Annotated in this window: 11 protein-coding genes; 10 read left to right on the plus strand and 1 reads right to left on the minus strand. The window is 40.8% G+C overall.

Features of this window, described 5'->3' with window-relative positions; genetic code table 11:
- Positions 1 to 171 precede the first annotated feature (171 nt).
- From ABWU87_RS01475 to ABWU87_RS01490, 4 genes are all read left to right on the plus strand, one after another.
- Positions 172 to 1,071: a DMT family transporter gene (locus ABWU87_RS01475; protein ID WP_353332599.1), complete on the plus strand. Its 900-nt coding sequence runs from the start codon at positions 172 to 174 to the stop codon at positions 1,069 to 1,071.
- Between the two features lie 9 nt (positions 1,072 to 1,080).
- On the plus strand, positions 1,081 to 1,716 hold the full coding sequence (locus ABWU87_RS01480) for a DUF3256 family protein (protein ID WP_353332601.1): 636 nt from the start codon (positions 1,081 to 1,083) through the stop codon (positions 1,714 to 1,716).
- A 133-nt stretch (positions 1,717 to 1,849) separates the two neighbouring features.
- Complete coding sequence (locus tag ABWU87_RS01485) at positions 1,850 to 2,722, plus strand: AraC family transcriptional regulator (protein ID WP_353332603.1); 873 nt, start codon at positions 1,850 to 1,852, stop codon at positions 2,720 to 2,722.
- A gap of 83 nt (positions 2,723 to 2,805) precedes the next feature.
- Entirely contained in the window at positions 2,806 to 3,957 is a 1,152-nt protein-coding gene (locus ABWU87_RS01490) for an iron-containing alcohol dehydrogenase (RefSeq protein ID WP_353332605.1), read from the plus strand.
- 221 nt (positions 3,958 to 4,178) lie between these two features.
- Here the strand turns inward: ABWU87_RS01490 and ABWU87_RS01495 are convergent, their stop codons facing one another.
- Entirely contained in the window at positions 4,179 to 4,433 is a 255-nt protein-coding gene (locus tag ABWU87_RS01495) for a type B 50S ribosomal protein L31 (RefSeq protein WP_353332607.1), read from the minus strand.
- A gap of 442 nt (positions 4,434 to 4,875) precedes the next feature.
- Between ABWU87_RS01495 and ABWU87_RS01500 the strand changes: the two genes are divergently transcribed.
- The 6 genes from ABWU87_RS01500 to ABWU87_RS01525 all read left to right on the plus strand — a co-directional run bounded on the left by ABWU87_RS01500 (position 4,876) and on the right by ABWU87_RS01525 (position 13,755).
- Positions 4,876 to 6,963, plus strand: coding sequence for an endonuclease I family protein (locus ABWU87_RS01500; RefSeq protein ID WP_353332609.1), 2,088 nt, complete (start codon positions 4,876 to 4,878; stop codon positions 6,961 to 6,963).
- Between the two features lie 164 nt (positions 6,964 to 7,127).
- Positions 7,128 to 8,156: an endonuclease/exonuclease/phosphatase family protein gene (locus ABWU87_RS01505; RefSeq protein ID WP_353332611.1), complete on the plus strand. Its 1,029-nt coding sequence runs from the start codon at positions 7,128 to 7,130 to the stop codon at positions 8,154 to 8,156.
- A 241-nt stretch (positions 8,157 to 8,397) separates the two neighbouring features.
- Positions 8,398 to 9,396, plus strand: coding sequence for a class II fructose-bisphosphate aldolase (locus ABWU87_RS01510; RefSeq protein ID WP_353332613.1), 999 nt, complete (start codon positions 8,398 to 8,400; stop codon positions 9,394 to 9,396).
- 277 nt (positions 9,397 to 9,673) lie between these two features.
- Positions 9,674 to 11,695, plus strand: coding sequence for an OPT family oligopeptide transporter (locus ABWU87_RS01515; protein ID WP_353332615.1), 2,022 nt, complete (start codon positions 9,674 to 9,676; stop codon positions 11,693 to 11,695).
- A 9-nt stretch (positions 11,696 to 11,704) separates the two neighbouring features.
- Positions 11,705 to 12,052, plus strand: a complete 348-nt coding sequence (locus ABWU87_RS01520) for a PqqD family protein (RefSeq protein ID WP_353332617.1) — start codon at positions 11,705 to 11,707, stop codon at positions 12,050 to 12,052.
- Positions 12,053 to 12,804: 752 nt separating this feature from the next.
- The gene (locus ABWU87_RS01525; RefSeq protein ID WP_353332619.1) at positions 12,805 to 13,755 is read left to right on the plus strand and encodes a hypothetical protein; all 951 of its coding nucleotides are present in this window, start codon (positions 12,805 to 12,807) and stop codon (positions 13,753 to 13,755) included.
- Positions 13,756 to 13,940: the final 185 nt, after the last annotated feature.

Here is a 13,940-nt window from a genome sequence, read left to right on the forward strand (position 1 = left end):
TTTATGCAGTGTTTTTTACTCATTTTTTGATGGATTTGAATTTTTATTTCGCATCGTATAGCGGTCTATACGAAAGAAAGGAAAATACAAAGAGGCAAAAAAGGGCAGAAAACAGCATAAAAGATAGAAGAAAAAACAGATTTCGTAAAATTCAAAACAGTTTCTAAATATATGTGGTTATTATTAGCGTTTACTTCAGCCTTTCTATTAGGCTTTTACGATGTTTTTAAAAAGAAATCTTTAAAAGAGAATGCGGTTCTGCCGGTATTGTTTCTAAATACTCTCTTTTCCAGTTTAATTTTCGTTCCGTTCATTCTCCTCTCGGCTGTGGGAAAGGATTGGATAACTCATTCCATCTTTTATGTCCCCATTGAAGGGTGGGAAGTGCACAAATTCGTGCTTCTGAAATCGGCCATTGTACTCTCATCGTGGATTTTCGGGTATTTTGCCATGAAACATCTGCCCCTCACCATTGTTGGCCCCATAAATGCCACCCGCCCGGTAATGGTGCTGGTCGGAGCATTGCTGGTCTTTGGCGAACGGCTCAATCTGTATCAATGGATTGGTGTACTGATGGCAATTGTCTCGTTCTTCTTGCTCAGTCGTTCGGGGAAGAAGGAGGGGATCGACTTCAAGCACAACCGCTGGGTCTTCTTTCTTGTACTGGCTTCGGTAATGGGAGCTATCAGCGGATTGTACGACAAGTACCTGATGAAGCAGTTCGACCCCATGCTTATCCAGTCGTGGTATAATGTGTACCAGCTGTTCATCATGGGAACCGTCTTGCTGTTTTTGTGGTGGCCCAAACGCAAAGAGACAACCCCATTTCGTTGGGACTGGAGTATTGTGCTGATATCCGTCTTTCTTGCCGCTGCCGATTTTGTCTACTTCTATGCACTTAGTTACGAAGACTCCATGATTTCAATTGTATCCATGGTAAGAAGAAGCAGTGTAATCGTCTCTTTTATCTTTGGTGCGATATTTTTCCGTGAAAAGAATTTAAAAAGCAAAGCAATTGATCTAATTTTGGTGCTAATCGGAATGATATTCTTATATTTGGGCTCAAAATAAATTAATAATATGAAAAAGATTGTCCTTCTCTGTTTATTGATAGTTTCCGCTGTTGCCATGCATGGGCAAGATGCAAAATCGCTGTTTATCAATATGCCCGATACATTAATGCCTTTGCTCACCAAGGTAAACCGGGAAGATTTTGCCGATTTCCTTGAAAGCAAGATGAAAGCACAGGTGAAGAACAGGATGGATAAAATGTCTGAGATGAAAGAGCTTTCCAAGGATTACCTTTTTGTGCAGACAACCTCCCAGAGCAGTTTTCAGATGAAATTGCTGCAACTGAACGATACCGCAAAGGTTATTTGCACAATCAATACGGTTTGCGGACCGGTGTGCGACAGCAGCATTAAGTTTTATACCACCGGATGGAAGGAACTCCCATCAAAAGAATATCTCGAATTGCCGTCGGTTGAACAGTTCTTTCTGGCTCCCGACTCTGCCCAGATGGAGGCGTTTAATAATGCCAGGGCCTCTTTGGATATCTACTTTCTGAAAGCCGATTTATCAAAGGAGGGAACCAATCTGACTTTTACCTATACAGCTTCGGAAAACATGGCCGAAGGTGATGCCGAGGTTTTGAAACCTTTCCTAAAGAAGGAACTGGTCTACACATGGCAAAATGGCCGTTTTGCTTTAAAATAAGGTAGATGGTAAGATGAATGCGGGGATGCCGCCGCGCTTCCTTTTGTAGAATCTTGTTTACTCTGTTTTTTTTCGAGTGAATACCCGACTGTTTTAGTTATATATTTGTTGTATATAATATGAAATACGGAATATGGAAATACCTGTTTACACCTTGGATGATTATTTTAAGGCATTCAATAAACCTTGCCTGGCGTTTAATTTAGAAACGCTTCATCATCAACTGCCGTATGACCCTAACGCAGTTCATCGGCATGATTATTATCAGATTCTTATTCTGGAAGAAGGAGAAGCCGAACAGCGTATTGAGTTTGACGCCTATCAGCTGAAGGCTCCGTGTGTTTCGGTGCTTTTCCCAAAACAGTTTCATCAGCTTTCACTTTCGCCCGACAGCAAAGGAACGGTCATCATGTTTGATGACGCCCTGTTCTGTTCGGCCGTGTTGAAGAAGGAGCTGAGCGCATATACCGTTGACTTGCAGAAACGGCTGAACTACATTCCGTTTGATAGCACATCCTTCGAGGAGGTTCGAACCATTGTCGAAAGAATGTGGTTGCATTACGAAAATCTCACCATCCTGAAGAAGGAACAGATTAAATTCTACATTAAGATTCTGCTGCTGACTTTGGTGGATGCCAGCCAAACGCGCACGCCATCCAGAAAAGAGAGTGAGGAGGCGGATGTCTATCTCCGGTTTCGGGAGCTGGTGGAAGAGCAGTTTAAGCACAACCGCACTGTGGCCATCTATGCCGAGCAGCTGAATGTAACGCCAAAACGCCTCACGGCAATGTGCCAGCGATATACGGGCGAGGCTGCACTGGACGTGATTCACGAACGTATTCTGCTCGAAATTAAAAGAATGCTGGTCTTCTATGACTATTCCAATAAAGAGATTGCCTACGAATTGGGTTTCGACTCTCCATCGGCTCTGAATAAGTTTATTGCGGCGAAAATGCATTGCTCGCCTTCGGAGCTGAAATTTCGATTGTCCCATATTTACAAGTAAACTGCCCAAATTTATAATCTTCACGTTATTGCAACCATCTATCTTTGCAACATCAAAATTAATCATAATTTTATAAGTTTTATATGAGTAAATTGTATGTTGCAGGACAGGTATTTCATGGAGCAGGATCTCTGGAAGAGTTGTCAAATTTGAAAGGTAAAAAAGCCGTAATCGTTACGGGTAGAAATTCAGTTAAAAATAATGGCGTATTAGATAAGGTAGAAGCTTATCTGCACAGAGCCGGAATGGAAACCAGGGTTTTCAGCGATGTTGAGGCCGATCCTTCTATTGACACAGTTCGTCAGGGAGCAAAGGTGTTCACAGAATTTGGTCCCGACTGGATTATCGGTCTTGGAGGTTGCTCTTCTATTGATGCTGCCAAGGCAATGTGGGTGCTATACGAATATCCTGAAATCACTTTCGACGAGATGATCAAAGTGTTCGGCGTTCCCGAACTGCGCAAAAAGGCTCGTTTCGTGGCTATCCCGTCAACAAGCGGTACAGGTACCGAAATGACCGGTCTGGCTGTGATTACCGATCGCGAAAGAGGTGTTAAATATCCGGTTGTATCTTATGAACTGACTCCTGATGTGGCTATTGTGGATGGCGAACTTTGCAAAACCATGCCTGCACACGTCACAGCAAATACCGGTCTGGATGCGTTGACACACTGTATTGAAGCTTATGTTTCAAACATTGAAGACAACTATGCCGAAGTTCTTGCCAAAGGTGGTATGGATCTTATCTTCAAGAACCTGAACACAGCCATGGAGTCTCCCGAAGATACCGCTGCACGTCAGAATATGCACGATGCATCTTGTATGGGTGGTTTCGCGTTCAATAATTCATGGTTGGGTATTGCCCATTCATTGGCTCACCAGTTGGGTGGAATGTATGGTATTCCTCACGGTTGCGCAAATGCGATTGTACTGCCTAACGTAATCCGATTCAACAGCAAAGCAACAGGCCGTTACGAAGAACTGGCACAGGTGTTGGGCAAAACTTCTACCGAAGAATTTGCACAGGCGGTTGAACAACTTAGAAGCAGCGTGAACGTAATTGGTTCGATCAAGGAATTTGGCATCAGTGAAGAGGAATGGAATAAGAACCTGAACTACTTGGCAACAAACGCCCTGGCCGATGCTTGTACCGGTTTCAACCCAAGAAAGCCGACTGCCGAAGAATTGGCGCAAATCTATCAGGCTTGCTACGAAGGTAGTAAAGTAGAATTCTAATAGCTGATTTACCTTAGTAGGTTACTGATAAGTATTGAATATAAAAGAAACGGGTGGATATTTATATCTGCCCGTTTTGCGTTATACCTGTGTATGATGGAAGAAACAATTGACCAGGTTGTACACATTCATTTTGCAATATTTAAAATTTTCGACTAAAAACAAAAAAGCCCTGGTACACTGAAGTACCAGAGCTTTTTGTATCAGCTGATTCTGATATATTATTTCTTATTACGGTTTCCGTAACGGCTCTTGAACTTATCGATACGACCAGCTGTGTCAATCATTGTAGACTTACCAGTGTAGAATGGGTGAGAAGTGCTTGAAATTTCAAGCTTAACCAATGGATAAGTTTCACCTTCGAATTCGATAGTGTCTTTAGTGTTGCAAGTTGATTGAGATAAAAATACATCGCCGTTAGACATATCTTTGAATACGACTGGACGATATGATTCTGGATGAATACCTTTTTTCATTTCAGTATTTGTTTTTTTAATTATTATTACTTTGTACTATTTGGTAAGAATAGTGTAATGGTCTATTTCAGAGTGCAAAGATAATGCATTTCTTTTAATTAGAAAATATTTAGGCTAACTTTTTAAGTGGTTTAATACTTTAGTGAGTTAAATTAAATGTTAAAATGAATCGAATGAAATTAATAACTGCTTTTATATCCGAGAAAGCATTGCAAAATCAAAATTCAGCAGTTTGTCGTCTGTTTTGGCTTAAAATACAAAGAAAAGATAATTAAATGAGCGGTTTCTGATGATTTCTGTGGTTAAATGAAAACCAATATGTCAGGTTAAAAAATAATTGTAATAGCATTTTAATGAATGAGAAAGCTTTTTATAATTAATAAATTATTAGATTTGCCGTCCAAAATAATTTTAATAGTAGAATAAACACAAATCGGTTAAAATGAAAAAAACACTTTTACGTTCGTTGATTCTTTTATTTATAGTCTGTCTTAACGGACAACTGGTTGCACAAATTCCTGCCGGATACTACACTTCAGCCGAAGGAAAGAGTAAATCAGAGTTGAAAACAGCGTTGTATAACATTATTAAGACTGCTCGTGTTTTGAGCTATGGCAGCGGATCAAGTAGTACCTGGTCTGGTTTTATAAAAACAGATATCCGTCCGGAGGATGGCACTGTATGGGATATGTACTCTAATAACCACGTGAATTTCAACGGTACATCGGCAGCATCCGGAATGAATATAGAGCACGCTTTAGCAAACAGTTGGTGGGGTGGTACTAAAAATCAAACATATAACGATTTATTTAACTTAAATCCATCCGATATAACAGCCAATTCTGCCAAGGGAAGTTATCCAATGGCCGTTGTTGATGGAACTAAAACTTTTGATAACGGAGTAATTAAAGTCGGAGTTTCTAGCAGCCGACCTGGCGGCTTTATTACTGCCTGGGAACCGGCCGATGAATACAAAGGCGATTTTGCCCGGGGATATATGTATATGGTGACTTGCTATGAAAACCTTTCCAGTATTTGGACCGGAAACTCAGTTAATCAGTTGGATAATAATACCTATCCGGTATTTGAACCCTGGGCATACAATCTTCTGTTAAAGTGGTGTAAAGACGATCCTGTAAGTCAGAAAGAGATAAACCGAAACAATGAGGTGTATAAAATTCAGGGAAACCGGAATCCTTTCATCGATTATCCGGAACTGGTAGATTATGTTTGGGGAACAAAGACTGATACTCCCTGGTATATCTCGTCTGGAACAGATCCGATTTTATATTCACCGTCTAATAATTCCACTCTTGATTTAGGTGCTGTGGCAATCAATAGTACCCTTCAAAAAGAAGTTTCAGTTACCGGTAATAATTTTACCGGTGATATTTCTGTTGTAGTTTCGGGCACAGGATTTATTGTGAATGTTTCTGCCTTGAGTAAAGAGCAAGTGCTTGCCGGTGCAAAGGTTTTAGTGCAATACACTTCCGCTACAGCAGCTGCTTCAACCGGTCAACTGACTTTGTCTGGTGATGGAGTGACTGTTACTGTAAATCTAAAAGCTGAAGCTGTTGATAAGATTCCTGTTTTATCAGCCGAAAATATCACTTCCGGGTCGTTTGTTGCTAAATGGAAAAACATTGGGGTGTCTTCTAGTTATCAGTTCAGTCTGTACAATTCAGACAAAACCACTTTAGTAGATGGCTATCCCATTACGGTTGATGCAGCAACCGAGAAGCAAACAATTACAGGATTGACTCCTGAAACAGTCTACTATTATCAGATTGTTGGAGGAGGACTCTCTTCTCTACTGACAGAAATAAAGACTGATGTTAAGTCCTCTTCGACAGTAACAAACTTCTTTGAAGATTTTGAAAAAGGAACAAAAGGTTCATATTCCACAACCGATCTGGTAAATGCAACTATGGGTTCTTGGACTTTTAACAACTCATTGATTATGGGTACAGATGTTAAAGACTTAAAGAATGGTAATCAATCGGCCCGTTTAGGGAAATACGTCGGAGCATCTGTTTCTATGAATGCCGATAAAATAGATGGAGCAGGCACTCTTTCATTCTATGCAGGAACATATGGCACCGACGCTGCTGTCACTTTCGGGGTTTATTACTCCATTGATGGAGGGAGCAATTGGGTAACAGTAGATAACAATGTTTCAGCTAGCAGTACTTTTACAAAATACACATACGCTCTGAATGTTTCTTCACCGGTCCGTATTAAAATAAGTAATATTGGAGGTACTTCACGTGTGAATGTTGATGATGTATCTATAACTGCAAACGCATCAACAGGCATATCCGGCAATGAGATTTCACCGCTCAGCTTTTTTGTGCAGGGCAATCAGCTTATTATTCAAAACAACATGATTCAGAATATACAAGTTTCGGGCATATCAGGTCAGGTTTTATTTAACCATAAGCTGATGCCGGGAGTAACAACTATAAACCTTCCTAAAGGAATATACATTCTGAAAGGAGAAAACCTCACGAAAAAGGTAATGATGAAATAAGCTGTTTTTAATAAAGCAATACCTGTTCAACCCATTCTTGGAAAATTATCTAAGGATGGGCTGTTTTTTCATTTTTTTTTCGGACATTTGTCCGATGCCCTAAAAGATAAACAATGTTTTATGGCAAAAATTAAATACGAATACTATTGATAATAAACTCCGAAATGAAAAAACTGCAAATTCTTTTTATTTGTCTTTTTGTATTGTCTTTATCCGGCCGTGCGCAGGAAAAGAAGTTCGATTTTTATAGTATCGCCTTTTATAATCAGGAGAACCTGTTCGATACGATTCACGACTCGGGTAAAAACGATTATGAATATCTGCCCGATGGAAAAAATAACTGGGATACTAAGAAATATACATCCAAGCTTAAAAACATGGCCGAGGTAATCAGTCAGCTGTCAAAGGACAAGCTGGGTACAACTCCTGTTGCCGTTGGACTTGCTGAAGTTGAAAACAAGAGAGTGCTCGAAGACCTTCTGAAGGAACCTGCTCTTGCTCCATCCGGATATCAGTTTATTCATTATGAAGGTCCCGACGAACGTGGAATAGATTGCGCTTTATTATACAAACCAGATCAGTTCAAGGTTACCGCTAGCAAATTGGTTCCGTATGTCAACGCTGAAGATACGGTTCATAAAACACGTGGATTTCTGGTTGTAAGCGGATTATTGGCAGGCGAAAAGCTTACAATCATTGTTAACCACTGGCCTTCAAGGGGTGCCGATGCTCCGGCCCGAATCATAGCCGGCAAGCAGGTGCGTGTGCTAAAGGATTCTCTGCTGAAAGAAGATGCCAACTCAAAGATTATAATCATGGGGGATATGAATGATGATCCGATGGACGAAAGCATGAGTCAGGCTTTGGGTGCAAAAAAGGAAATTAGTGAGGTAGAAGAGGGTGGACTCTACAATCCCTGGTGGAATACATTGGCTGAAAAGAAAATTGGAACCTTAACCTACCGTGGGAAATGGAATCTCTTCGATCAGATAGTGGTATCCTCAAATCTGCTTGGAAACGATGCCAGCACACTGAAATTCTGCAAACACGAAATCTTTGCCCGCGACTTCATGATACAGCAAAGTGGCGATTACAAAGGCTCTCCCAAGCGTACTTTCGGCGGTAGAATATGGCTTAACGGATACAGTGACCACCTGCCAACCATCATCTATCTTGCGAAAGCAGTAAAATAAGTTTCGAATACTCAATAAAATATAAAAGAGGCGGATTAAGACGAACTTAATTCCGTCTCTTTTTGTTCTCATTGCCATATGGAGATTACAAACTGATATCAGTATCAGTAAAGAAGATCCTATTTGTAATGAATTAAAGTGTTTTATAGCATAAAAACTTTGGCAGAACATTTTTATTCAAACAATTATTTTTAATTTTGCGAAGAATTTTAATTCACTAACAATAAATTATAAAAAAAACATGGTTAATTACAAAGATTTAGGCCTCGTAAACACTAAAGATATGTTTAAGAGAGCTATTGCTGGAAAATATGCCATTGCAGCATTCAACTTCAATAACCTGGAACAAATGCAGGCTATCGTTCAGGCTGCAGTAGAAACAAAGTCTCCTGTTATCCTTCAGGTATCAAGTGGTGCACGTAAATATGCTAACCAGACTTTACTTCGTTACCTGGCTCAGGGAGCAGTAGAATATGCTAAAGAACTTGGTTGTGAAAAACCAGAAATCGTTCTTCACTTAGACCATGGAGATTCTTTCGAACTTTGTAAGTCTTGTATCGATATGGGATTCTCTTCAGTAATGATTGATGGTTCTCACTTCCCATACGAAGAAAATATCGCTTTAACTAAGAAAGTAGTAGAATACGCTCACCAGTTTGATGTAACAGTTGAAGGTGAACTTGGTGTATTGGCTGGTGTTGAAGATGACGTAGTGGCAGAACACCACACATATACTCAACCATCTGAAGTTGTTGATTTCGTAACTCGCACAGGTGTTGATTCATTGGCTATTTCTATCGGTACTTCTCACGGAGCTAACAAGTTTACTCCTGCACAATGTACTCGTGACGAAAACGGTATCCTGATTCCTCCTCCATTGCGTTTCGACATCCTTGAAGAAATCGAAAAAGAAATCCCTGGATTCCCTATCGTTCTTCACGGTTCTTCTTCAGTTCCTCAGGATTTGGTTGCTCAAATCAACCAATACGGTGGTAAACTGGTAGACTCTATCGGTATTCCAGAAGAACAACTTCGTAAAGCCGCTTCTTCTGCAGTATGTAAGATTAACATCGACTCTGACGGTCGTTTGGCTATGACTGCTGCTGTACGTAAAGTATTCGCTGAAAGCCCTGCAGAATTTGACCCACGTAAATACTTAGGTCCTGCTCGTGATTCTTTGAAAGCTTTATATAAGAAGAAACTTGAAAACGTTCTTGGTTCAGCTGGTAAATTAGCATAGTAATCAATATACATACAAGTATAAAACAGAATCCTGCCCGGGTTATCCTAGGGCAGGATTTTTTTTGTTTTTCTGTTCGTACTGCTGAACTTGAAGAGACAACTCGCCGGCAGGTACTTATAGTAGAAATACTTCGAAATTCTTCTTCCTGATTTTAACCCGAATCCGGTCAATAAAAAGATAAAGGAATAATTGCTAAAAAAAGTTTATATTGTATCTTTGTGAATTATCTGAAAAAATTATTTAATTATATACAATTTAATCACAAAAATAGAATATGGCAGATGAAAAGAAATTCGTGCCTTTCGTTTCGGCGGAGAATAGCATGAAAGAATTTACCGGAAGAGCATTGCTCATCGGTTTGGTCCTGGCAGTAGTGCTGGGAGCCGCAAATGCTTACCTGGGCTTGAAAGCAGGTATGACCATTGCCGCAACTTATCCTGCGGCGGTGATTGGTATGGCAATCTTACGTTTCTTTAAGGGAACCATCCTCGAAGAGAACATCACCCGTACCGTTGGGTCTATCGGTGAGTCGGTAGCAGCAGGTGCAATCTTCACCTTACCGGCGTTTTACATCTCCGGAGTGTGGAGCGGAGAGCAGTTTAGCTCTATTGGCAGCTACTTTATCGCTTCACTTATTCTGATTACCGGTGGTGTGCTGGGCGTACTTTTTGTTGCGTTGTTGCGCCGTGTGATGGTGGAAGACAAAGAACTTCCTTTCCCCGAGAGTGTGGCGGCAGCCGAAATCCATAAGAGTGGTCAGAGCGGCTCCGGAGGTTCCAAATATCTTTTCTCGGCAATGATTGTAGGTGCGGTGGTTAAGATTGCCGGCGACCTTCGTCTTTTTGCCACAGAATGGACCACCTTCTTCAAGTCCACTCTTGCTAAGTTTGCCGATGGAAAGGCACTCGACGGTGGATTCCTTGCCGGAGGTCCTTCTATCAGCCCCGCCTATTTAGGTGTTGGCTACATCATCGGCCCTCGTCTTTCAGCCCTCAACTTCAGTGGTTCTGTTATGGCATGGGGACTGATGGTGCCTATGTTGCTTACCGTTTTGGGTTCTTCTTTTGTGGGTTCACTTCCTCAGAATGCAGCACTGCCTGTCGATTCGCCCGATGCATGGATGAATGCGGCAACTGTGGTGTGGAAAGAGATCGTTCGTATCATTGCAATCGGCGGTATGCTGGTAGCTGCCTGCTTTACGCTGTACAGAATGCGTGGTAGTCTGGGTACCGGCTTGAAACGCTCGGTGAAAGACCTGAAGCGTGCTACTCAAGGTTCGGCAGCAGATGTAGAGCGTACGGAAAAAGACCTAAAATCCTCTTGGATTCTTCTTGGTATCTGTTTCGCTGCAATTGCCACATTCGTGATAACCTACTTCATATTCAATACATCTATATTGGTGGCTATCGTAGCTTCAACCATCATGATTGTGCTTGCCTTCTTTTTTGCAGCTGTTTCCGGTTACCTGGTTGGTATCATCGGTTCAAGCAACAACCCAATCAGTGGTCTTACATTGACAGCATTGGTGGTAACAGCCTTGATTCTGGTTGCCTGTGGTGTTGATAAAGCCAACGGAGGTGTTGCCGCGGTGCTTGGAATCGCAGCCATTGTTTGTGTGGCGGCTGCCGTAGGTGGCGAAATGTTCCAGGACTTGAAAGCCGGACATATCTTGGGTGGTACTCCCTGGAAGATGCAGGCGGGCGACCTGATTGGTGTGGTTATCGCAGGTTTTGTGATGTTCGGTGTATTGATTGTCCTGAATCAGGGCGATATCAATATGGGACTTCAGCAAGGCTACGAAGGAGGTTTCGGAAGCAAGAACCTTTCGGCCCCTCAGGCTGGTTTGATGGCCACCTTGTCACAAGGAATCATCGGCGGACAAATGGCATGGGTGCTGATTATCGCCGGTATGATTATGGCGGTTGCTTTCATCCTGATGGGAATCACCAGTCCGATGCTTATTTTTGTGGGAATGTATCTTCCATTCAATACAGTATTTGCTATCTTTGTGGGCGGTCTTATTAAGGGAGTTCTCGACCTTTACGTGGCGCGCCGCAAATACAGCGTAGGTCAGATTGCAGCGGTCGAAAACACCGGAGTGCTTCTGGCATCAGGTTTGATTGCCGGTGAGGCGTTGATGGGATTGGTAGTGGCAATCTTTGCTATGTTTAACATCTTCTTTGCCGACATGCTTCCGTTCGCTAACCCGAACTATGTGGTTGGTTTATTAATTATATTGGTAATCGGTTATTTCTTCGTTCGTATTCCGCTCAAGAAAGCTGATTCGATGAAGTAGTGAACTGTTATGAAGAATAAAGAGAAAGTAAACCTGTTTGATGTGATTCCATACATCAGCGAGCATATTACAACGGAAAAGGAGGATGGCCTATCGGTGGTTGTATTTCCCCGCTTCCGAAATAAGTTTATGCAGAAGTATTTTGTGCCGAGAGGAAAATCGGCCAATATACATATCCGGCTCGAAGAGCATGGAACGGCTGTTTGGGATTTGATAGATGGCAACCGCACGGTGAAAGAGATTACGGAGCTGCTGGCCGAACACTTCGGTCAGGAAGAAAACTACGAATACCGTATCACCACCTACATTGCCAGTCTGTACAGAAACGGGTTTATAAAGTATAAAACGGCTATGTAAAAAATAGAGCCATTTTGCAATTGAAAAAAGAAGCTGCTCAAGCGATTGGGCAGCTTCTTTGCTTTTTATGAAAAGCTTGTTTCCGATAATCTTGGCGAAGAGCAGGGAGGTAACTCTATATAAATTACAGCATCACCTGTTTCAGACGCTACATTTCATGAAGACAAATTGTATCGGGGTAGTATACGAGTCTGTCAACTTTGCATAGGTTAGGGAATAATTATAGCCAACAGGAATCAGTTTATTATACTCTTTCACTTACTCCAGTAACGGAGTTTCTTTCTGCATTTCAGCCTTGCTTCTCTTATTTAATTATGTTGTTTTTTATTTAACTTGTTCTTACCTGCAGCAGTATCCTTAATGTTTAGCAATCAATTTTCTCATTTTTTTCATCCTGAATGCAATGATTATAGTAAATCGAGGTGCTATTTTACTGTGTGATGCATAACAGCATAATAAAATATTAATATAAATCTGTTATATTGTACTTGGTATGTTTGTTTTAATTGTTATATTCGCACAGGTTTTAATTAAATCTGATGCATGTCATATTTTATAATATAGATAAACTGTTTGATATGACATGAATATGGCTAATTTTGTCAATATATAGGTGGCGAATTTCTCAGTTTATCAATCCTGTATAATTATGAATTTATTTTATATTGAAATAAAACACGTGAAACTAAAATAATTTATTTTTTAATTTAAATGACTCTATGAAAAAAAATGGCTTTTTATTACTTCTGCTCATGATTGTTGTAACATCATGCAATCCCCGGATAACAACACAAATACTAAAATCGTACCCGGCTATCGTGTCGCCCGATTCCGTAGTTGTTTATAATATAGGCGATACAGTTCCCGGTTCTGCCACTACAATAGGACATGTCAATGTGCGAGATGGCGGTTTTACAACGAAATGCAAATATGATGAAGTGCTTTCTTTTGCTAAAAATGAAGTGTCGAAGAACGGAGGCAATGGATTGATGATTACCGCACACTCAAAACCATCTGTATGGAGCAGTTGCCATCAGATTTCCGGAACCATGCTGCTTTTAGACAGTAAGATAATAAACGATTCCTTGCTGGTTAATAAGCATTTAAACCAGTTTGTACCATCTAAAATAATGGTTAATAAGCGCATAGTGCCTAGAAATACCTTCTCGGCTAGTGTGGGTTATGCCTATATTTACAGTGATATTTATAATGACGGAGATGGTTTCAGTAGCGCGGTTGCCTCTCAACTTAGAAGCGGAACCGATTGGAGATTTGAATATGAGCATTCATTCAAGAGCGGATGGGGAGTTGGTATCATTTACTCCGGATTCCGTTCGTCAGTATCTTTCTATGGTGGAAGCGATTCTTTCAATTCAACCTACATTGCTCCATTTGTGAGCGGACGTTGGATGGTTGGAGATAAATGGATGCTGGCAGGTAAATACGGAATCGGTTATTTCAGGCACGATGAAAAGGCAAGCAACGGATACAATATGTGGGCAAGCGGGGTTGGAATAAGCGTTGATTTCGGTGCAGAATATATGCTGACTAAACATCTGGGCATAGGATTATCTATCGGAGCTGTTACCAGTCAACTGGGAGATATGAAAGATAATCTTGGAAACGTATATTCTTCAACAGAAGATAATGCTAACGGCATTGCCAGAATTACTATTCTTCCCGGATTCAGATTTTATTTCTGATAATTATAGCTATATAGTTTGTTTCAGTTGTTTTCGGGTTGCTGAATAGTTGAATTGTTGTTCATATAAAGAACTGTAACAAACATCTTGATTTTTAAAGAAAGAAGGTACAAATCTCGTTTTTAATTAACTTCAGAGCTTTAAAAGAACCATATTCAATCTCTATTGTGGATTGAATATGGTTC

The organism is Bacteroides sedimenti (genome assembly GCF_040365225.1).
Lineage (GTDB): Bacteria > Bacteroidota > Bacteroidia > Bacteroidales > Bacteroidaceae > Bacteroides > Bacteroides sedimenti.

Excerpts from the sequence above, each read along its gene's own strand:
- ABWU87_RS01475 (WP_353332599.1), top strand. The coding sequence starts at position 172 with ATGTGGTTATTATTAGCGTTTACTTCAGCCTTTCTATTAGGCTTTTAC.
- ABWU87_RS01480 (WP_353332601.1), top strand. The coding sequence starts at position 1,081 with ATGAAAAAGATTGTCCTTCTCTGTTTATTGATAGTTTCCGCTGTTGCC.
- ABWU87_RS01485 (WP_353332603.1), top strand. The coding sequence starts at position 1,850 with ATGGAAATACCTGTTTACACCTTGGATGATTATTTTAAGGCATTCAAT.
- ABWU87_RS01490 (WP_353332605.1), top strand. The coding sequence starts at position 2,806 with ATGAGTAAATTGTATGTTGCAGGACAGGTATTTCATGGAGCAGGATCT.
- ABWU87_RS01495 (WP_353332607.1), bottom strand. The coding sequence starts at position 4,433 with ATGAAAAAAGGTATTCATCCAGAATCATATCGTCCAGTCGTATTCAAA.
- ABWU87_RS01500 (WP_353332609.1), top strand. The coding sequence starts at position 4,876 with ATGAAAAAAACACTTTTACGTTCGTTGATTCTTTTATTTATAGTCTGT.
- ABWU87_RS01505 (WP_353332611.1), top strand. The coding sequence starts at position 7,128 with ATGAAAAAACTGCAAATTCTTTTTATTTGTCTTTTTGTATTGTCTTTA.
- ABWU87_RS01510 (WP_353332613.1), top strand. The coding sequence starts at position 8,398 with ATGGTTAATTACAAAGATTTAGGCCTCGTAAACACTAAAGATATGTTT.
- ABWU87_RS01515 (WP_353332615.1), top strand. The coding sequence starts at position 9,674 with ATGGCAGATGAAAAGAAATTCGTGCCTTTCGTTTCGGCGGAGAATAGC.
- ABWU87_RS01520 (WP_353332617.1), top strand. The coding sequence starts at position 11,705 with ATGAAGAATAAAGAGAAAGTAAACCTGTTTGATGTGATTCCATACATC.
- ABWU87_RS01525 (WP_353332619.1), top strand. The coding sequence starts at position 12,805 with ATGATTGTTGTAACATCATGCAATCCCCGGATAACAACACAAATACTA.